The following is a 20,103-nucleotide window of genomic DNA, read 5'->3' as shown; positions in this document are numbered from 1 at the left end:
GCGTGGGAATGCAGCCCGGGACGCTCCGCGTCCCAAAGCGTGGCGCGGAGCGTCACAAGAGGCATTCCCACGCAGAGCGTGGGAACGATCAGAATTCAGCGTCATCCGAGGTTTTTGAAATGAATGTTTTGATCATTGGCAGCGGTGGCCGTGAACACGCCCTGGCCTGGAAAGTTGCCCAGGACCCCCGCGTCCAGAAGGTTTTCGTCGCGCCTGGCAATGCCGGTACCGCCATTGAAGCCAAGTGCGAAAACGTCGCCATCGACGTGTTGGCCCTTGAGCAGCTGGCGGACTTTGCCGAGAAAAACGTTTCCCTGACCATCGTCGGTCCGGAAGTGCCCTTGGTAGCCGGTGTTGTGGACCTGTTCCGCAGCCGTGGCCTGGACTGCTTCGGCCCAACCGCCGGCGCTGCCCAGCTGGAAGGTTCGAAAGCCTTCACCAAGGATTTCCTGGCGCGCCACAAGATCCCGACCGCCGACTACCAGAACTTCACCGAGATCGAGCCGGCCCTGGCTTACCTGCGCGAGGTCGGTGCACCGATCGTGATCAAGGCCGACGGCCTGGCCGCCGGTAAAGGCGTGATCGTCGCGATGACCCTGGCCGAAGCCGAAGACGCCGTACGCGACATGCTCGCCGGCAATGCTTTCGGTGAAGCCGGTTCCCGCGTGGTGATCGAAGAGTTCCTCGACGGCGAAGAAGCCAGCTTCATCGTGATGGTCGACGGCAAGAACGTACTGCCGATGGCCACCAGCCAGGACCACAAACGTGTGGGCGACGGCGACAGCGGCCCGAACACCGGCGGCATGGGCGCTTACTCCCCTGCTCCGGTAGTGACTGCCGAAGTGCACAAGCGCGTGATGGACCTGGTGATCTGGCCAACCGTGCGCGGCATGGCCGATGAAGGCAACGTGTACACCGGTTTCCTATACGCCGGCTTGATGATCGACAAGGCCGGCAACCCGAAAGTCATCGAGTTCAACTGCCGCTTCGGCGATCCGGAAACCCAACCGGTGATGCTGCGCCTGCAATCGAGCCTGGTACTGCTGGTGGAAGCGGCGCTGGCCCAGGCCCTCGACAAGGTCGAAGCCCAGTGGGACCCGCGCCCAAGCGTTGGCATCGTGCTGGCCGCTGGCGGCTACCCGGCCGACTACGCCAAGGGCGATGTGATTGAAGGTCTGGAGGCGGCTGCTACGCTGGAAGGCAAGGTGTTCCACGCGGGCACCGCGCTCAAGGATGGCCAGGTTGTCACCGCCGGTGGCCGCGTATTGTGCGCAACCGCCATGGGTAGCAGCGTAGATGCCGCCCAGCAACAGGCTTACAAGCTGGCGGCGAAGATCGACTGGAAAGGCTGCTTCTACCGCACCGACATTGGCTACCGCGCCATTGCCCGTGAGCGTGGCGAAAGTCAGTAAACAGCTATCCGTTCGGTTAGGCAGGGGCCCTTGGCCCTTGCCCTACGCTTGTGGCCCCGCGCATAGTTATACCCATGCATCAACCTACGAAGGGATTTCGCCGTGCGCTGGCTCAGGATCGCCATAGGTTTCACTGTCAGTCTGCTGACCTTGCTCTGCTTGCTTCCGGCCCAGGCTGCGGCACAAGGCAGTGGCTGGGCGGTATTGCTTGATGAACAGGCCGATCTGCAACTGAGCGACATCCGCTCGCCCCGCTACATCAATCAATTCAGCCCCATCGAACTGGACCGGATTACCGCCGCGCAACCGGACGGTGCGTTGTGGGTACGTTTCAGGCTGCAACCCGGCAAACACGAGCAAGTGCTGCGGGTATTCGCCCCGGACCTGTCACACCTGAACCTGTATGTACTAGACGGCGACACCCTGGTGGAGCAGCAAGCCACCGGCACCCGCCAGCCCCAGGCCGAGCGCCCGCTGCCCAGCAGCGACTTCATGCTGCCGATGCCCCAAAGCCAGAAGCCGCTGGACGTGTACCTGCGCATGGTCTCGGAACACGAGCTGCGCCCGTACATCACCCTGGAACCCGCCGTACTCGCCGCGGCCAACCAGAACCAGACGCTGATCTACGGGTTGCTGTTCGGTTGCCTGGTGATGCTGATCCTGCACAACCTGACCCGCTACGCCTACCATCGCTCCCGCAGCAGCCTGTGGCTCGCCGCCTGTGAAGTGTTGTTGCTGCTCAGCCTGGCGCTGCTGCTCAACCTGGTCGGGCCGTGGCTGCCGAACTGGCACGCGGTACAAACCCCCGGTGCGTACCTCGCACTGCTGCTGACCGCGCCGTGCGGGCTGATGTTTGCCTACCGCTTCTTTGCGCCTCTGGGCCCGCATCCGCTGAACAAGCTGCTGATGGCCGACATCCTGTTGATCGTCCTCAGCGGGCTGTTGCTGCTGTTCGTCAATACGCTGCCGCTGAACATCATCACCTACGCCCTGGTGGCGCTGGCCGGCCTGAGCATGCTGTTCGTCTCGGCTTATCACTGGCAAAAAGGTTATCGCCCGGCGCGCCTGTTCATGGTGGCGATGGTGATTTTCAACATCGGCACGCTGATTATCCTGCCGGCCTTGCTGGGGCTGACACTGGTGGCGCCCCAAGGCTTAATCGTCACCCTGCTCGGTTTTATCTGCCTCAGCGGCCTGTTGATGAGCCTGGCCTTGGGCGAACGCCAGCGCGCCATCACCGAAGACAACTTCAGCCTCAGCCGCGACCTGGCGGCGAGCAATGCCGAGATCGCCGCCAAGGCCGAGTTCCTGGCGAAGATCAGCCACGAAATCCGTACCCCCATGAACGGCGTGCTGGGCATGACCGAACTGCTGTTGGGCACGCCGCTGTCGGTCAAGCAGCGGGACTACGTGCAAACCATCCACAGTGCCGGCAACGAATTGCTCACGTTGATCAACGAGATTCTCGACATCTCCAAGCTGGAGTCCGGGCAGATCGAACTGGACGACGTGCAGTTCGACCTCAACGCGTTGATCGAAGACTGCCTGAGTATTTTCCGCGCCAAGGCCGAGCAGCAAAACGTCGAGCTGATCAGCTTTATCCAGCCCCAGGTGCCACGGGTGATCAGCGGCGACCCGACGCGCCTGCGCCAGGCGCTGTTGAGCCTGCTGGAAAACGCCCTGCAAAAAACCGATGAAGGCGAAGTGCTGATCGTCGTGGCCCTGGATGAGCGCAGCAGCAAACCGCGTTTGCGCATTGCGGTGCAAGACAGTGGCCTGCCGATGGAGCCCGCCGAGCGCGACGCCCTGCTGCACAGCGAGTTGCACAGCAAGAACTTCCTGTCTGCCACGCGTTTGAGCGGCCATCTGGGCCTGGTCATCGCCCGCCAGTTGATCCTGTTGATGAACGGCGAGTTCGGCATCAAGAGTGGTAGCCAACAGGGCAGCACCCTGTGGCTGACCCTGCCGCTGGACCCGGAACGCCTCGAACATCCCACCTCCGACCTCGACGGCCCGCTCAAAGGCGCGCGCGTACTGGTGGTGGACGACAACGACACCTGCCGCAAAGTGCTGGTGCAGCAATGCACGGCCTGGGGCCTGAACGTGAGTGCCGTGCCTTCGGGCAAGGAAGCCCTGGCGCTGCTGCGCACCAAGGCGCACCTGCGAGACTATTTCGACGTAGTCCTGCTGGACCAGAACATGCCCGGCATGACCGGCATGCAACTGGCGGCGAAGATCAAGGAAGACCCGAGCCTGAACCACGACATCCTGCTGATCATGCTCACCGGCATCAGCAATGCACCGAGCAAGATCATCGCGCGCAACTGCGGGATCAAACGCATCCTCGCCAAACCGGTGGCCGGCTACACCCTCAAGACCACCCTTGCCGACGAGTTGACCCAACGCAGCAAAGGCACCGTGCAACCGCGCCAGCCGGCGATCAGCGCGCCAGCGCCGGTGACGGTGCCGAGTGATTTCCGGATCCTGGTGGCTGAAGACAACAGCATCTCCACCAAGGTGATTCGCGGCATGCTCGGCAAGCTCAACCTGCAGCCGGACACCGCGAGCAATGGCGAAGAAGCCCTGCAAGCGATGAAAACCCAGCGGTACGACCTGGTGTTGATGGACTGTGAAATGCCGATCCTCGACGGCTTCTCCGCCACCCAGCAACTGCGGGCGTGGGAAGTCAGCAACCAGCGCATTCGTACGCCGATCGTGGCGCTGACGGCGCATATTCTTTCGGAACACAAAGAGCGTGCGCGCCAGGCCGGGATGGACGGGCACATGGCCAAGCCGGTGGAGTTGTCGCAATTGCGCGAGCTGGTGGAGTATTGGGTAGCACAGCGGGCACAACGCCCCGAGCACGCCCCCACTTCCTGACACGCCCAACCTGTAGGAGCGAGCTTGCTCGCGAAGAACCTGAGAGCGCCGTGTTAAACCAGAAAGCCTGCGTTATCGTTAACGACCTTCGCGAGCAAGCTCGCTCCTACAGGGGATCAGTGCAGCCCGTTCGTCACAGGCCTGATAAACTCCCGCTCGCCCTCCTTCGCTGCGAGCTCCCACCATGCTCCACGTGCTATTCAGCGTTTACCTGAAGATGCTGGTGCTCTACAGCCCCTTCTTCGTGCTTTCCTGCTTTATCAGCCTGACTCGCGGTTACTCCAGCAAGGAGCGGCGGCGCCTGGCCTGGAAAGTGGCCCTCGCCACCCTGGTATCGAGCGTGTTGCTCTACCTGTTCGGCCGGGTGATTTTCAGTGTGTTCGGCATCACCGTCGACGCCTTCCGCATCGGCGCCGGCAGTGTGCTGTTTATCTCCGCGCTGGGCATGGCCCAAGGCAAGTCGGCGGTGCAGACCGACAACGTGCAGCAGGACGTGACCATCGTCCCGCTGACCATCCCCCTGACCGTCGGCCCCGGCACCATCGGTGCGCTGCTGGTGATGGGCGTCAGCCAGCCGCACTGGGACGACAAGATCACCGCGATCCTCAGCATTGCCCTGGCCAGCCTTACGGTGGGCGTGGTGCTGTACCTGTCCAACCGTATCGAACGCATCCTCGGCGACCAGGGCTTGCAGATTGTCAGCCGCTTGATGGGGTTGTTTGTGTGCGCCCTGGCCGCACAAATCATCTTCACCGGTGTACGCGGTTACCTGGTGCCGTAGGTCAAATCCTGTATTGGGCGATAGCCTGGCGGACCTTGTCGCCTGCGCTGTCGCGCAGCAGTTGAATCGTGGCTTCGTTGACCACCGAGCTGTTCAGCACCAGGCAGGTACGGCCACTGAAGGCTTCAACGGACGCACTGTCCCACTCCAGAAACGGCATGCCCCACTGCTTGCTGACGCCGTGGGAACTGTAAGTCACCAGCACCATCGAGACTTCCCCGGCCGTTTCCGAGCACGACGCCAAGCCGAAATCACCGCCCTCATGGGTCGTGGTATTTCGTTTGAATAATTCAAAGGAAGCCGGGAGTTGCTTCAAGGCTTCGATAGCCTCCCCCACCCGCTTGGGCAGTGCACTGATCAATGGCCCCGACAGGAACGTCGAGGCTACCGTGGCCGCCACCAGGTTCAGCGCCGCCAACTGCACCGACAACCCCTTGCGAGTGGTGTAGACCCGCTCGAAACTGCTCCTGACCGGTATCCACCCAAGGCTGCTCATCACGTTGATGAATTCGTTGTACCAGGCCTCCGTGCCCCGGGCGATCCGCAACACATCGCTGACGTAGCTGCTCGCCAGCAAATAGCTTTTGCGGGTGTACTCCTTGTTGAGGCTCGTCATGCCCTCCACGAACGACATGACGCTGTTGTTCACCACCGCTGCGTTCATCTCCTCATCCCCCTCGGGCTGCTCCGCCGGGCTCAAACCCGACGGCTGGCTGGACGCGCCCGGAAGCCGGTAAGCGGCAATCAGCTTCCTCCTTTTTGCGCTGTTGATCCGTCTGTTGTTTCGCTCCATATCCATTTCTCCATAACCCCCAACATGGGGCTTAACGCCAACACTAGTCGAGTTGCCGGGGATTTTGAGCTGCTGGAAATTGACGACAGAACGCGCGGTGACACGCAGGAAAAATCACTGCAGGCGCCGCAGGTGAGTAAACGTTAGGGATGAATCGGTGATGCGCAAAGGCGTCGTACTTTTCTTCAATCAGTAGAGAAAGGTATGACTCGACCCGACGCAAAAAGCACTCGGCAAGCAGACCTTTCTTCCATCACCTGATGACTTTTTCAAGGCAGCCCCATTGCGGGGCCACCCTTTTTCAGGAGGCCGGCTTCTCGCCATACCAACGTGGCGTGTACACCCACTCGCCACCACCGGCTCGGGGAAATACGCAGGTGGTGGACGAACCGATCAGCACCATGGTGCGCATGTCCACCTGGTCTGGCGTCAGCTGCCCCAGCGTTGTGACACGCAAGGTCTGACCCGGGCGACCGATATCACGGCCCAACACCACCGGCGTTTCGGCCGTGCGATGCTGCGCGACGATCTCCAGGGCGCGCCCCAACTGCCAGGGCCGTGCACGGGAAATCGGGTTGTAGAACGCCAGCGCCAGGTCGGCCTGGGAAGCCAGGTCCAGACGCTTCTCGATGATCGACCAGGGCTTGAGGTTGTCCGACAGCGACATCACGCAGAAGTCATGCCCCAGCGGTGCACCCGCCTGTGCCGCCGTGGCGAGGGATGCCGACACACCCGGCAGGATTTCCAGGTCGACCTGATGCCAGGCCGGGTCGCCGGATTCGTGGAGGGCCTCAATCACTGCAGCCGCCATGGCGAATACGCCTGGGTCACCCGAGGACACCACCACCACCGAACGCCCCTGCGCCGCCAGCTCAAAGGCGTGACGGGCGCGCTGCATTTCTTCGCGGTTGTCGGTGCAGTGCTGGATTTGATCCGGGCGGAACGGCCCGGCCATGCGTACGTAGGTTTCGTAACCCAGCACATCGGTGCAGCGGGCCAGTTCAGCCTTTACCGCCGGCACCATCAGTTCGGCAGCGCCGGGGCCCAAACCGATGACCGCCAGGCGACCACGGGGGCGACCGACCAGGGACAGGTCCAGCGGTGCATCGGCCACCGTGATGGCGATGTCCGTTTGGGTCGGCAGGCCGGCGAAGCGCAACGGCACGCCCAACTCGATTGAAGCTTCATGCAACGACGAATCAGCCATCTCGGTTTCAGCCGCCAGCAAACACGCCAGGGACTGCACGGCGAGCCCTGCCTCCTGCAACGCCGCACGAATGCGCGCGGCCAATTGCGGCGCAGGCCGACAGGTGACCAACACGTTTTTTGGATAAATCAGCAACTCATTAGCTGCAGGCGTGCGCTCGGCACTGCCGACGTGAATCGCCAGATGGGCCTGCTGATCCTGCGGTAAGTTGGCCTGATCCAGCCACGGCGCCGCGCCTTCAATGCGCACCGATTCACCCGCCAGCAAATCGGAAACAAAGCGCTTGCCCAGCTCCAGATCGCCGAGCTGATAACCGCTGGGCGGGTTGAGCAGGCAGGTGCCGAAACGCAGTTCGCCACTGGTGGTGATTGCGGCAGCAACCCCCAAGGCAGCGGCGATTTCCCGCGCCAGTATGTTCACACCACCCAGGCCACCGAGCAGCGGCACCACGGCGCTGCCGTCTTCGGCAACCGCCAGCACGGCCGGCTCGACGCCCTTCTCCAGCAGCAGCGGCGCCAGGGTGCGGATCACAATGCCGGCGGCGCACAACGCGATGATCGGCGTGCCCTGTTGATACAACTGGCGCACGGTGGCGCCAAATTCGTTATAGGCCTGATCTGCGCCCTCGACCCGTCCGGTCAGGCCGTGGATCAGCGCATCGGGATACACCTGCTGGATAGCCCGGGCAGTGGCGAGGCTGCCCTGCCCCAGAATGACAATCGCGGGAGCCGTCATCAGCCTTGCCACCTTTCACCGGGAACGATGATCAGCGAGAAATACGGCGAGGACGTTGGATCAACCTGGTCCAGGGCGACGATTTTCTGATTGGCCATGGTCGCGCGCTCGACGTACAACGCCCGGCTCGCCAGCCCCAACTCTTCCAATACCTGACGCACCTTGGTGAAGTTGCGGCCCAGCTTCATGATCACCGCCGCATCGGCATCCGCCAGGCGACGCTTGAGTTCGTCATGGGGCAATACGCCAGAGAGCACCGACAGGCTCTGGTTGCGATACACCAACGGCGCGCCCAGCACGGACGCGCCGCCGAGCATCGAGCACACACCCGGGATCACCTGAGCGTCGTAGCGCTCGGCCAGGCGGTCGTGCAAATACATGTAGGAGCCATAGAAGAACGGATCGCCTTCGCAGATCACTGCTACATCGCGCCCGGCATCCAGGTGTGCGGCCACGTCGACACTGGCGGTGTCGTAGAAATCGCTGATCACTTGTTCGTAGGACAGCGGCGCCGGCAACACTTCAGTGGTCACCGGGTACACCAGCGGCATCAGGGTTTGCTGGGGCACCAAATGGTCTTCGATGATGCCGAAGGCGTTGCCCTTCTTGCCCTTGGCCACGAAGTACGCCACTACCGGCGATTCGCGCAGCAGGCGCAGGGCTTTCAGGGTGATCAGTTCCGGGTCACCGGGGCCTACGCCCAGGCCAATCAAACGTCCGCGTGCCGGCATTATTCGACCTCCGTGGCCAAGGCGTTGACTGCGGCGGCGGCCATCGCACTGCCGCCCAGGCGGCCCTGCATGATCACGAACGGTACGCCGCGGCTGTCTGCCGCCAGCATCGCCTTGGATTCGGCGGCGCCGACAAAGCCCACAGGGAAACCGAGAATCAGCGCGGGTTTAGGCGCGCCGGCGTCGAGCATTTCCAGCAGGTAGAACAAGGCAGTCGGCGCATTGCCGATCACTACCACACTGCCTTCCAGGTGCGGGCGCCACAGCTCCAGGGCGGCGGCGGAACGGGTGTTGCCCAGCTCGCGGGCCAACGCCGGCACGCTGTCATCGCGCAGGGTGCAGATCACCTGGTTATTGGCCGGCAAGCGGGTGCGGGTCACACCTTCGGAAACCATCCGCGCATCACACAGGATCGGCGCGCCAGCCGCCAACGCTTCGCGCCCGGCCTTGCCGGCACCGTCGGAAAATTGCAGGCCGTCGATGGCGTCGACCATGCCGCAGGCATGAATCACCCGCACGGCGAGTTTTTCCAGGTCGGCAGGAATGCGATCCAGCTTGGCTTCTGCGCGAATGATCGCGAAGGAGTTGCGATAGATCTCCTGACCGTCGCGGATGTAATCAATCATCGGTGTTGCTCCGTGGGTGGGCGCGCAACAAGGCGCCCGCCGCTTCAATAGAAAGAGTGCGCGCGTGCAGGCGGCCGAAACCGGGCTGGCCTGCGTCGCGAAAATAGAGGTCGTAGTGGCCGGGGCTTACCGCCAGCAGGGTGACCGGCGCGGTGTGTGCGGCGGCGCAGGAACGCGGGCAGCCGGACAGGTGCACGCTGTGGCCGGGCGCGAGCGTTGCCAATTGCAGGGCGTCGGTCTTGGTGTCGGCAAGGCCTTTGGCGCAGCCGCTGGAGCCGGTGCAGGCGATCAGGCGCGCCAGGGGTTGGTCCACCGAGCACAAAAAGCCAAGCCGTTCGAGGCGCTCAATGACCGCCGCCGCGTCACGGATATTGGGCAGCAGCAGGCCCTGCCATGGCGTGACACGCAGGGTGGCGTCGCCATGGTCAACGGCCAGTTGCGCGGCGCCCCTGAGCATCGCCGAGTCCAGACGGCCCAAGGGTGCGACGGCGGCCACATAGACCTGGTTTTTTTGGCGCTGTGGATAACTTCCCAGGTGCAGCGGCGCGGGGTTGGAATGGCGTGAAAAGCCGTCAACCGACTGCAAGGGCAGGTTTAGCCGCCCAAGAAAGTTATCCACAGCCGTTTCAGCCAGCAGGTGGCGCATGCGGGTTTGATCGGGTCGGGCCAGTTCAAGGAACAGCTCCAGAACCGCCACCACCAGTGCATGCCCTTGCGCCAAAGGCACGGCGGCCAATGGCGCGTCCTGTGCCGGGCATCCTGCGAGGCCGAACGCCAACAGCGTCTCGCCGTTGGCGTCGAATGCCGACAGCCACAGGTCGTGATGATGCTCGAGCATCGCCAGGGCTTCACCGCCGTCCAGTTGCACGGCGAACTTGGCTGACAGCTCATGGAAACGCGGGTGGGTTTCCAGGGTGGCGAGGATTTCGTCAGCCAGCGGCCGTGTGTCGAACAGCATCTCGCGGTCGATGCCCGCGCTGGGGCTGAGCATCAGGTTGCGCACATCGTCACCGGCGGCGCTCCTGGGGCCCAGGTCAGCCGCCAGCAAGGCAGCGATCAATCCATCCTGTTCGGCACCTATCCCGCGAATTTGCAGGTTGGCGCGGTTGGTTGCCTCGATCACTCCGCCGGCATGGGCCTGGGCCGCATCAGCCACGGCAAATGCCTGCTCGGCGCGGATCGAACCACCGGCCAGCTTGATCCGGCAAATCCCGCCGTCCAACGCCTGGACAATACGCAGCAACCCCGGACAGGCCGAGGGGCGCAAGGTATTGGACAGTGGTGTTGGTTTCACAGGGCTACCGGTTCACGGGTAAAGGCGCGGTATTATGCCTGCTTTGTCCGGCGGCATGAAAAGCCTGCCCGTCGGATGTCGTTCAAGGAATTCATATGTCGCCCTGGCTGACAGTAGTAGGCATCGGTGAAGACGGCTTCAAGGGCCTGGGCAGAAATGCCCGGCACGCCTTGTTGCGCGCCTCGCGCATTGTTGGCGGCCAACGCCAGCTGGACTTGTTGCCGGTGTGTATCCGTGGCGAACGCCAGCTGTGGCCCAGCCCGTTTTCCCTGGAACCGGTGCTGGCCAGGCGTGGTGAAGCGGTGTGCGTGCTGGCCAGCGGCGACCCGATGTTCTATGGCGTAGGCGCGAGCCTGGCGCGACAGGTGCCCGCCAATGAGCTGCTGATCCTGCCGGCGCCCTCTTCCGTGTCATTGGCGGCGGCACGTTTGGGCTGGCCATTGCAGGACGTGGTGACGCTGTCGGTGGTTGCCCGACCGTTGGCAGCGCTGAATGCGCACCTGGCCAGCGGCGTGCGTTTGCTGGTGTTGAGCAATGATGGCCAGAGCCCGGCGGCGATGGCTGAACAGTTGGCTGAGCGTGGGTTTGGCGCAAGTCGCCTGAGCGTATTTGAACACCTCGGCGGACCGGATGAGCGGCGCATCGACGGCATCGCCCGGGATTGGCCAGGTGAACCGATTGCGGCCTTGAACCTGGTGGCCATCGACTGCGTGGCCGACGCCAACACCGCGCGTCTATCTCGCCTGGCGGGGCTGCCGGACTCGGCCTTCAAGCACGACGGCCAACTGACCAAGCGCGACGTGCGCGCCATGACCCTCGCCCGCCTCGCGCCGATGCCCGGTGAGCTGCTGTGGGACGTGGGCGCGGGCAGTGGCTCCATCGGGATCGAATGGATGCGCGCCCACCTCAGTTGCCGAGCGCTGGCGATCGAAGCCGACGAAGGTCGGCAACTGTTGATCGAACACAACCGTGACGCACTCGGCGTCCCAGGCCTGCAGTTGATTCGCGGCACCGCGCCCCACGCACTCGCTGGCCTGGAAGCGCCCGACGCCATCTTCATCGGCGGTGGCGTCACCCGCGACGGCGTGCTCGACACCTGCTGGCAACACCTGCGCCCCGGCGGCCGGCTGGTGGCCAACGCCGTGACCCTGCAAAGCGAAATGACCCTGATGGCCTGGCGCGAACAACACGGCGGCGAGCTGACCCGCATTCATGTGGCCCAGGCCCAACCGCTGGGGGACTTTGACACCTGGCGCCAGGCGCTGCCGATCACCCTGCTGGAAGTGATCAAGCCGCTATGAAACGCATTCTGCTGCTGGGCGGCGTGACGGAAGCCCTGGCCATTGCCCGCACGCTGGGCCCCGAGCATATCTACAGCCTGGCGGGTGTTGGCCGCGTTCCCACCGACCTTACGTGCCAGGTGCGCGTCGGTGGCTATGGCGGCGCGGAAGGTTTGGCGCAGTTCATTCGCGATGAAGGCATCGAACTGGTGCTGGACTCGACCCATCCGTATGCCGCACAGATCAGCGCCAACGCCGCCCGTGCCGCGTGTGTGTGTGGCATTCCCTGCTGGGCCCTGCGCCGCCCGGCGTGGCAGCCACAGCCCGGTGATGACTGGCGCGAAGTCAGTGACTGGGCGGAGTTGATTGAAGCCCTGAAACCCTTCAAGCGACCACTGTTCACGCTGGGCCGTGAACCGTTGCAACACCTCGACGAAATCCCCGCCGAGCAGTTCTGGACGCTGCGCGCACTGGATGTGTACCCCGGCAATGAACGCTGCGAAGTGATCGGCGCCCGTGGGCCGTTTTTGATCGAGGATGAGCGGGCATTGTTTGAGCGACGGCAGATTGATGTGCTGATCAGCAAGAACAGCGGCAGCACGGCTACCGAGCCGAAGCTGGAAGTGGCACGGGAGCGGGGGGTGCCGGTGTTGGTGTTGAGGCGGCCGGTGTTGGTGGCGGTGGATCAGGAGCTTTTGTCGCCCGCAGAAACAATCGAGTTATTGGCAGATTTCATTCGATAGATCAGGATCATCGCCCACCTCTATCAACTCTATTTGTGACTAAAGGGACGGCGATGAATCCACAACATGAAGTGCTACACTCCAGAAACAGTTCAAGCCAGACTCAATTCTATTCAGGAGCTGACATGATAGACGTCAAAGAAGCCGTGCAAGTTGCCAAGGCAGCAGCCAATGACTTTCTCGGCCAGGAAACAGTGCTTCAGGACTTGATGCTTGAGGAAGTCGAGTTAAACCCAGGCGACAAAACGTGGGCAATAACACTTGGCTTCAATGTTCCAGCCCCTGATAAATATGAACGATTAGGCGCATCTTTAGCGGGACAAATGTACGCAAGAAAATATAAAACATTCTTCATTGACTCGGAGACTGGCGAGTTCCGCTCCATGAAGATCCGCGAAGTATGATCGAAACATATATCCGGCAATATCGAAGAAAAGGAATCATAGTCGACACTAACCTGCTGCTCTTGGCACTGATCGGAGGCACACCCAGTATTGCAGGCTTCAAAAGAACAAGCGGGTACACCGCCAAAGATTACAAACTTCTGCTTAACGTGATTGATCAATTCGAAAAGCTTATTTCAACTCCTCATATACTTGCGGAAGTCAGCAACCTTACAAACGGGCTTTATGGGAGCAAGCTACACGACTTCTACGCAACATTAAAAAAATCATTATCGACAGTCATTGAGATTCACTGCCCTGCTCTTGATATAAGTTGCGATTATGAGCTGTCGCCCTACGGACTTACCGACGTCGGTATTATCTGTGCAGCCAAAGATAATTATCTGGTTTTGACAGATGACCTAAGAGTCGCTGGATTTGCTCATCAGCACAGCGTAGATGTGGTGAACTTCAATCACATACGGGAAGCAAGCTGGGACGTTTAAAGGCGTCTCACGGGATCATTCCCACACATCAGCGCAGGAACGATCGATCATCGAAGTGTTAAATGCGTTTTCCGCTACCTTCGTGCACCCGATCAGCCAGTAACTCCGCCAGCTCGATCAACTGAGCGACGCCCAACAACTCCTCTCGCTTCGATCCTTCCAGGCTAAACGCCAAGTCGCAACTCAGCGCGTTGGCCGAAGCGAGTGTTTCAATGAGGTTGACCAACAGGTCTTCGGTGCTGATTCCGTCGGCTACGGTGAACAGCCGAAAGGGGGGGTTAGGGGTAGGTTTAATCATTGTGAAGCTCCTAAGGGACGTGGAGCGGCCACTGATCGCCGCGACGCGATGGAGGGTGGCAGCTGTGCGCAGGTTCGCGGACCGGTCCCTAGGCAACCCGGCATACCCGAAGGTATCCCGCGCACAGCCACCATAGCGCCGCACAGTAGACGATAAAAAAGCGTCAACTTAAAGCAGACGATGGCGCTTAGCGCCTATAGGATCCGGGCCGCGACGCCCGACCACTGAGTTTGCAGTGGTGTTCGGAGACTAGAGATTGAGTTTCCTAGAGACAACCGCCAATCACTGTCGGAAATTTCTGTGTAGGGCCTCCACATTCGAATCGAACACAATCCAAACTGTGGGAGCTGGCTTGCCTGCGATAGCATCACCTCGTTCCAGCAGGAAGACCGAGTCGCCTGTATCGCAAGGTGCAATGACCTCGTAGGAAAGCGCCTCAATCATCGACATCCTTTTGACAACCTCGCTTTAAAAACTGATTCGCCTTACACCCCCCTCCGAACCAGCCGGCTGGTTCAGCCAAAAGCCCTCGCCCTAAGCTCCCCTCCCGCAGTTTTGCACCAGAGTCTGCGATGGGGATGCACTGCTTTTGCGGAGCATCGTGACTTGTCATTCTGTATCCCAAGGAATACGATCCAAGATGATTCGCTTCAAGAAATCCAGGCATTTCCTGGAGTGGCTTGATTCGTTAAACAATAAACCGGCCCGTGCACGCGTACTGGCAAGGTTGAATAACGCACAATCAGGCAACTTCGGAGACTGTGAGACAGTAGGAAATGGCGTTTCGGAAATGCGCATCCACTACGGCCCTGGATACCGGGTTTATTTCACTCGTAGAGAGGAGGTAGTTTACCTGTTGTTGATAGGCGGCGATAAATCAACGCAGAAACGCGATATCCAGCGCGCTAAGCAAATTGCAGCAGACTTTGAAAAAAAAGGAGTAAGCCATGACTGAATTTACAGACTTCGACATAGCGGAACACCTCAAGACTCCTGAAGATATGGCCGAGTATCTTGAAGCGTGCTTCGAGGAGGATGCCGGTGACGGACTGCTTATTCGTTCAGCCCTCAACAACATCGCCCGCGCCCAAGGCATGACTCAAGTAGCCCGCGACGCAGGCCTCGGACGCGAAAGTTTATATAAAGCCCTCTCCAGCACTGGCAATCCCGAGTTCGCGACTATCATGAAGGTCATGAAAGCGCTCGGCCTGAAGCTGCACGCCACAGCTGGTTGATAGCACTGCGACACCAAACCACACCGCCCCTTTTTACTTATCCTCCCCGATCAGGCTAAATACCCACCTGATCGTTTAACCCTACGGATTGTCCGCCATGGCCCGTCAACGCTTTGCAATTGCCTGGATCGCCTGCCTTGCAGTGCTGTTCAACGCCTTTGCCATGCCGCTGGCGAGCGCGATGCAGCAGGCGGATGACCCGGTCAAGCAATTGCTGTGGGGCAGTTTCTGTTCCTCCAACGGCACGAAACTGACGGCCATTGCCCTGGGCAAGCTGGAGATACCGGCGCCGCAGCAGGACGATCACTCCACCATGCAGCATTGCTGGTGCTGTTCGGGCTCGGCGCCATTAGTGGCGTTGCCGGGGCACTCACCAACACTGTATTTCGCAAGATTCGACGCGGTGCAAGACCTGCCGCCGCCTTCGCTGCAATCCCCCACCCCGCGCCAGCAATGGCCGAGCCTCAACCCCCGCGCCTCTCCAACGGTCTGATTTCTTCGCAAGTGAACTGCGTTTAGAACCGTTCTGGAGAACTGCCATGCTCAAATCTTCCCTGCTTCTGGCTGCGTTGTTGCTGCCGGTGTGTGCTGCCGCCAATGCCGAAGACTTCAAGGTCGGCGAACTGGAGGTCAGCGAACCCTGGTCACAGGAACTGCCGCCCAACGCGCCGACCGTCGCCGCGTATTTCGTGATTCATAACCAGGGCGAACATGCGGATCGCCTGCTCAGCGTCGACACGCCCGTGGCCGCCAAGGCCGAGTTGCATGAGCATGTGATGCAAGGCGACCTGATGAAGATGCAGCAGGTGACCAGCGTCACGGTACCGGCCAAAGGCAATCTGACATTCGCCCCCATGGCCTACCACGTGATGCTGCTGGACCTGAAGGACCGCAGCGTTTTGCGCGATGGCCAGCATTTCCCGCTGACCCTGAATTTCGAGAAAGCCGGGCCTGTAAAAGTGGAAGTGTCGGTGCAGAAGCAACCGCCCATGGCCGGTCACGAGCACATGCACGCCCAGTAGATAAACCTTGATGGGCGCCCCACGCGCCAGGTTGTCCCCGCACCGCCGTAAGCCTGTAGGCCTTATGCGCGGCAGCTGGATCAGCCTGTTCGCCATGCTGATGATCTTTATCGGTCCGCTGATTTCCCAAGCGATGCCGATGGATCATCACGCCGGCATGTCCATGGAAATGCCCATGGACGGCCCGAGTTGCCATGGCGACGCAAAGCCCCCAGCCGAACACAACAAGGCCCCCGACGAACACCACGTGCTCTGGGAAAAGTGCGGCTATTGCAGCCTGCTTTTCAGTTGCCCGGCGCTGCCCGGCAGCGTGTCGTTTGTCACCCTCGGCAGCCCGCCACCCGCCAATGCGCTCACCCCCGCCCCACTCCTTGGCCATGCCCGGCAAACCGTCTTCCCCGGCGCCCGTAGCCGCGCCCCGCCCGTCATCGCGTAAGCACTTCACACCGTTACTTCACCCCGGCCGACTTTAGACAGACAGCCGCAGGCTGCTGGCCGTGTTGTTTACGAATGATTGATGGAATTTTTCATGTCCAGGTTTTCTGCTGACACCCGTTTGGGACGTACTCCTGTGTTCGCCGTTCTGTGTGGCGCGCTGCTGGTTCCACAGGCCCACGCCGACGAACATGTCGACCACAATGAACTGAGCCCGACGGTGATCACGGCGATTGCCCCCAGCTCACCGCTGACCGTCGTCACCAACCCGAAAGACCCGCGCCAACCGGTGCCCGCCAGCGATGGCGGCGACTACCTCAAGACCATCCCCGGCTTCGCTCTGGTGCGCAACGGCGGCACCAACGGCGACCCGGTGCTGCGGGGCATGTTCGGTTCGCGCCTGAACATCCTCACCAACGGCAGCATGATGCTCGGCGCCTGCCCCGGTCGCATGGACGCGCCCACCTCCTACATCTCGCCGGAAACCTACGACAAGCTGACGGTGATCAAGGGCCCGCAAACCGTGCTCTGGGGCCCGGGCGCCTCGGCGGGCACGATCCTGTTCGAACGCGAGCCCGAGCAGTTCGGCGAGCTGGGCACGCGGGTCAACGCCAGCATCCTGGCGGGCTCCAACGGGCGCTTCGACAAAGTCGTCGACGCAGCAGCCGGCGGGCCGCTGGGTTATGTGCGGGTGATCGGCAACCAGGCCCACGCCGATGACTACAAGGACGGCAACAACGACACCGTCGCCTCGCGCTACGACAAGTGGAACGGCGACGTGGCCGTGGGCTGGACCCCGGACGCGGACACCCTGCTGGAACTCACCGCTGGCCGTGGCGACGGCGAAGCCCGTTACGCCGGACGTGGAATGGACGGCTCGCAGTTTTTGCGCGAGAGCCTCGGGTTGCGATTCGAGAAGTCGAATATCGGCGAAGTGCTGGATAAGGTCGAAGCGCAGGTCTACTACAACTACGCCGATCATGTGATGGACAACTACACCCTGCGCGTCCCGTCGGGCACCGGGATGATGGCCGGCCCCATGGCGTCCAACGTCGACCGCCGCACCCTCGGCGCACGCATCAAGGCCACCTGGCGTTGGGCCGATGTGCAGTTGATCAGCGGCCTTGATGCGCAAACCAACGAGCACCGCCAACGCAGCGCCATGGGCGTCGACACCTACAAAGACCTGCCCCGCACCAAGGACGCCAACTTCCACAACTACGGGGTATTTGGCGAACTGACCTGGTACGCCGCCGACCGCGACCGCCTGATCACTGGCGCCCGTGTCGACCGCGCCTCTGCCAAGGATTTCCGGCAAACCATTAGCTCCGGGATGATGAGCAGGCCCAACCCCACCGCCGGCAACACCCGCGCCGATACCCTGCCGTCGGGCTTCGTGCGCTACGAGCACGACCTGGCCGACAGCCCGACCACCCTGTACGCAGGCCTCGGCCACTCCGAACGTTTCCCGGATTACTGGGAGCTGTTTTCACCCAACACCGGGGCGGTCGGTTCAGTGAATGCCTTCGATGGCGTGAAGCCCGAGAAAACCACCCAGCTGGATTTCGGCCTGCAATACAAATCCGCAGACCTGGACGCCTGGGCGTCGGGCTACGTCGGCCAGGTGCGCGACTTCATCCTGTTCGACTACCGGCCGGGCATGATGGGCACCACTTCCCAGGCGCGCAATGTCGACGCACGAATCATGGGCGGTGAATTGGGCGCGGCATACAAGCTGACCGACAACTGGAAAGCCGATGCCACCTTCGCCTACGCCTGGGGCAAGAACAGCAGCGACGGCAAACCGCTGCCGCAAATCCCGCCGCTGGATGCGCGCTTCGGGCTGACCTACAGCCAGGACGACTGGAGTGCCGGTGCTTTGTGGCGGGTGGTCGCGGCGCAAAACCGCATCGACCAGAACAAGGGCAACGTGGTCGGCAAGGACTTCGACAAGAGCTCGGGGTTTGGCGTGTTCTCCCTGAACGCGGCGTATCGCATCAACAAAAACTTCAAGGTCAGCACGGGCGTCGACAACCTGTTCGGCAAGGCTTACGCCGAGCACCTCAACTTGGCCGGCAACGCCGGGTTCGGCTACCCGGCCAATGACCCGCAAGCCATCAAGGAACCGGGGCGCACGCTCTGGACCAAGGTGGACATGAGTTTCTAATGCCCTCTGTAGGAGCGAGCTTGCTCGCGAAAATCGCCAACGATAACGCGGCGCTTATGAATGCCCGCGGCGTCCTCAGGCTCTTCGCGAGCACGCTCGCTCCTACGGGATTGCGTTCATCAACGAAAAAACAAGATGCCTTTGCGGAGCAGCCCCTGATGAGTACACCCAAGATTTCCTTCTACAACCTGGCCTGGCGTTGGCATTTCTACGCCGGGCTGTTTGTCGCGCCGTTCATGGTGCTGCTGGCCGTGACCGGCATCATCTACCTGTTCAAACCCCAGCTCGACCCCTTGATGTACGGCAACCTGCTGACGGTGCAAAGCGCCGAACACGCACTGAGTGCCGATGAACAACTGCAACGCGCCCAGGCCGCCTATCCCCAAGGCAAAATCAGCAAATACCTGCCACCTGCCGACGCCACCAGCAGCGCGCAATTCGTGATGCGCAACGACGGGCACGAAGTGACGGTATTCGTCGACCCGTATCGCGGCACCGTGCTCGGCGAACAGGACGCCAAGTACAACCTGCAAGCCATCGCCCGTGCGCTGCATGGTGAGTTGATGATCGGCACCGTCGGCGATCGCCTGGTGGAACTGGCCGCTGGCTGGGGTGTGATGCTGGTGATCTCGGGCCTGTACTTGTGGTGGCCGCGAAACAAGTCAGCAGCGGGCATTTTGTGGCCACGGCTGGGCAGTCGTGGCCGGCTGTTCTGGCGGGACTTACATGCGGTCGCCGGCTTCTGGGGCGCGGCGTTCCTGCTGGTGATGCTGCTCAGCGGCATGACCTGGACCGGCTTCTGGGGCAAGCAATACGCCGAGCTGTGGAATAAATTCCCGGCGGCGATGTGGAACAACGTGCCCCAGTCCGACCAGCAGGCCCGCAGCCTCAACACGGCGAGCCAACAGACCGTGCCGTGGGCCATGGAAAACACCCCGATGCCGATGTCCGGCGAGCATGCCGAGCACATGAGGCATGCCGGCATGAGCCAGGGCCCGGCAGCCCCGAGTATCCGCCTGCAGCAGGTGGTCGACCTCGCCAACTCACGCAAGGTCGAGCCCGGCTACAGCATCACCTTCCCCACCACTGCCGAAGGCGTGTTCACCATCGCGGTGTTCGCCAACGACCCGCGTAACGATGCGACCCTGCATGTGGACCAATACTCCGGCAAGGTCCTGGCCGATGTGCGCTGGGAGCACTACAACAGCGTGGCGCGGGTTACCGAATCCGGCGTGATGCTGCACGAGGGCAAGATGTTTGGCGTGGTCAATCAGATTATCGTGCTGCTGATTTGCCTGATGATCCTGCTCAGTGCCGTCAGCGGCCTGGTGATCTGGTGGAAGCGTCGGCCACAGGGTGGGCTGGGGGTTCCACCGCTGCGCCATGACCTGCCGAAATGGAAAACCGCGATGGCGATCATGCTTGGGCTGGCGATTGTCTTTCCGCTGGTGGGCGCCTCATTGATCGTGGTCTGGGCGTTGGATCGCCTGGTGCTTTCACGTCTGTTTGGCCAACGTGAATCTGCTTCAGGTTCAGCGTGAAACAGACGAGATGCCCTGCCTAGAGGCGTTATGT

The 20,103-nt window shown here is 61.6% G+C and carries 20 protein-coding genes; 14 read left to right on the top strand and 6 right to left on the bottom strand.

The annotated features are described in order from the left end of the window. Nucleotides 1-119: 119 nt before the first annotated feature. The 3 genes from purD (at nt 120) to ACUN0G_RS02175 (ending at nt 5,073) form a co-directional block, all read left to right on the top strand. Nucleotides 120-1,412, top strand: coding sequence for a phosphoribosylamine--glycine ligase (purD, locus tag ACUN0G_RS02185; RefSeq protein WP_421525838.1), 1,293 nt, complete (start codon nt 120-122; stop codon nt 1,410-1,412). 102 nt (nt 1,413-1,514) lie between these two features. Continuing rightward, a complete protein-coding gene (locus ACUN0G_RS02180; RefSeq protein ID WP_258343500.1) occupies nt 1,515-4,292 on the top strand; it encodes a hybrid sensor histidine kinase/response regulator in 2,778 nt (925 codons plus the stop codon). Nucleotides 4,293-4,476: 184 nt separating this feature from the next. Continuing rightward, a complete protein-coding gene (locus ACUN0G_RS02175) occupies nt 4,477-5,073 on the top strand; it encodes a MarC family protein (protein WP_003217330.1) in 597 nt (198 codons plus the stop codon). 1 nt (nt 5,074) lies between these two features. Here the strand turns inward: ACUN0G_RS02175 and ACUN0G_RS02170 are convergent, their stop codons facing one another. From ACUN0G_RS02170 to cobG, 5 genes are all read right to left on the bottom strand, one after another. Continuing rightward, the gene (locus tag ACUN0G_RS02170; RefSeq protein ID WP_445572593.1) at nt 5,075-5,866 is read right to left on the bottom strand and encodes a hypothetical protein; all 792 of its coding nucleotides are present in this window, start codon (nt 5,864-5,866) and stop codon (nt 5,075-5,077) included. A gap of 301 nt (nt 5,867-6,167) precedes the next feature. Beyond that, nucleotides 6,168-7,808 carry a precorrin-3B C(17)-methyltransferase gene (gene cobJ / locus ACUN0G_RS02165; protein WP_445572592.1) on the bottom strand — a complete coding sequence of 547 codons (1,641 nt, stop codon included), beginning with the start codon at nt 7,806-7,808 and terminating at the stop codon, nt 6,168-6,170. Beyond that, entirely contained in the window at nt 7,808-8,539 is a 732-nt protein-coding gene (locus ACUN0G_RS02160; RefSeq protein WP_063033329.1) for a precorrin-2 C(20)-methyltransferase, read from the bottom strand. Before ACUN0G_RS02160 ends, cobJ begins: the two co-directional genes overlap by 1 nt. After that, nucleotides 8,539-9,165, bottom strand: a complete 627-nt coding sequence (locus ACUN0G_RS02155) for a precorrin-8X methylmutase (RefSeq protein ID WP_445572591.1) — start codon at nt 9,163-9,165, stop codon at nt 8,539-8,541. Before ACUN0G_RS02155 ends, ACUN0G_RS02160 begins: the two co-directional genes overlap by 1 nt. Continuing rightward, nucleotides 9,158-10,444 carry a precorrin-3B synthase gene (gene cobG, locus ACUN0G_RS02150; RefSeq protein ID WP_445575509.1) on the bottom strand — a complete coding sequence of 429 codons (1,287 nt, stop codon included), beginning with the start codon at nt 10,442-10,444 and terminating at the stop codon, nt 9,158-9,160. The genes ACUN0G_RS02155 and cobG overlap by 8 nt, the downstream gene beginning before the upstream one ends. Before the next feature lie 110 nt (nt 10,445-10,554). Here cobG and cbiE point away from each other — a divergent pair, with 110 nt between their 5' ends. From cbiE to ACUN0G_RS02130, 4 genes are all read left to right on the top strand, one after another. Beyond that, the gene (cbiE, locus tag ACUN0G_RS02145) at nt 10,555-11,760 is read left to right on the top strand and encodes a precorrin-6y C5,15-methyltransferase (decarboxylating) subunit CbiE (RefSeq protein ID WP_445572590.1); all 1,206 of its coding nucleotides are present in this window, start codon (nt 10,555-10,557) and stop codon (nt 11,758-11,760) included. Next, entirely contained in the window at nt 11,757-12,482 is a 726-nt protein-coding gene (locus tag ACUN0G_RS02140) for a cobalt-precorrin-6A reductase (RefSeq protein ID WP_445572589.1), read from the top strand. Before cbiE ends, ACUN0G_RS02140 begins: the two co-directional genes overlap by 4 nt. 125 nt (nt 12,483-12,607) lie before the next feature. After that, nucleotides 12,608-12,886 (top strand): hypothetical protein, encoded by a 279-nt coding sequence (locus ACUN0G_RS02135; RefSeq protein ID WP_076017990.1) that lies wholly within the window; start codon nt 12,608-12,610, stop codon nt 12,884-12,886. Beyond that, entirely contained in the window at nt 12,883-13,371 is a 489-nt protein-coding gene (locus tag ACUN0G_RS02130; RefSeq protein WP_003217347.1) for a PIN domain-containing protein, read from the top strand. The genes ACUN0G_RS02135 and ACUN0G_RS02130 overlap by 4 nt, the downstream gene beginning before the upstream one ends. Before the next feature lie 58 nt (nt 13,372-13,429). Here ACUN0G_RS02130 and ACUN0G_RS02125 read toward each other — a convergent pair whose 3' ends face one another. Then, nucleotides 13,430-13,669 carry a DUF6124 family protein gene (locus tag ACUN0G_RS02125; RefSeq protein ID WP_445572588.1) on the bottom strand — a complete coding sequence of 80 codons (240 nt, stop codon included), beginning with the start codon at nt 13,667-13,669 and terminating at the stop codon, nt 13,430-13,432. A gap of 640 nt (nt 13,670-14,309) precedes the next feature. On the opposite strand from ACUN0G_RS02125, the gene ACUN0G_RS02120 reads away from it, so the two are divergent. The 7 genes from ACUN0G_RS02120 (at nt 14,310) to ACUN0G_RS02090 (ending at nt 20,069) form a co-directional block, all read left to right on the top strand. Then, nucleotides 14,310-14,624 (top strand): type II toxin-antitoxin system RelE/ParE family toxin, encoded by a 315-nt coding sequence (locus ACUN0G_RS02120; protein ID WP_445572587.1) that lies wholly within the window; start codon nt 14,310-14,312, stop codon nt 14,622-14,624. Continuing rightward, nucleotides 14,617-14,904: an addiction module antidote protein gene (locus tag ACUN0G_RS02115; protein WP_008439033.1), complete on the top strand. Its 288-nt coding sequence runs from the start codon at nt 14,617-14,619 to the stop codon at nt 14,902-14,904. The genes ACUN0G_RS02120 and ACUN0G_RS02115 overlap by 8 nt, the downstream gene beginning before the upstream one ends. A 97-nt stretch (nt 14,905-15,001) precedes the next feature. Then, on the top strand, nt 15,002-15,397 hold the full coding sequence (locus ACUN0G_RS02110; RefSeq protein WP_076017992.1) for a DUF2946 domain-containing protein: 396 nt from the start codon (nt 15,002-15,004) through the stop codon (nt 15,395-15,397). A 46-nt stretch (nt 15,398-15,443) separates the two neighbouring features. After that, nucleotides 15,444-15,926, top strand: a complete 483-nt coding sequence (locus tag ACUN0G_RS02105; protein WP_258343490.1) for a copper chaperone PCu(A)C — start codon at nt 15,444-15,446, stop codon at nt 15,924-15,926. Nucleotides 15,927-15,990: 64 nt separating this feature from the next. Beyond that, nucleotides 15,991-16,362, top strand: a complete 372-nt coding sequence (locus ACUN0G_RS02100) for a DUF2946 domain-containing protein (protein ID WP_445575508.1) — start codon at nt 15,991-15,993, stop codon at nt 16,360-16,362. A 93-nt stretch (nt 16,363-16,455) separates the two neighbouring features. Further along, on the top strand, nt 16,456-18,528 hold the full coding sequence (locus ACUN0G_RS02095; RefSeq protein ID WP_445572586.1) for a TonB-dependent copper receptor: 2,073 nt from the start codon (nt 16,456-16,458) through the stop codon (nt 18,526-18,528). Nucleotides 18,529-18,686: 158 nt separating this feature from the next. Further along, complete coding sequence (locus tag ACUN0G_RS02090) at nt 18,687-20,069, top strand: PepSY-associated TM helix domain-containing protein (RefSeq protein ID WP_445572585.1); 1,383 nt, start codon at nt 18,687-18,689, stop codon at nt 20,067-20,069. Nucleotides 20,070-20,103: the final 34 nt, after the last annotated feature.

This window comes from Pseudomonas sp. 32A (genome assembly GCF_052682255.1).
Note: the sequence above shows the minus strand (reverse complement) of the source record. Positions and strands in the feature narration are given on the sequence as shown.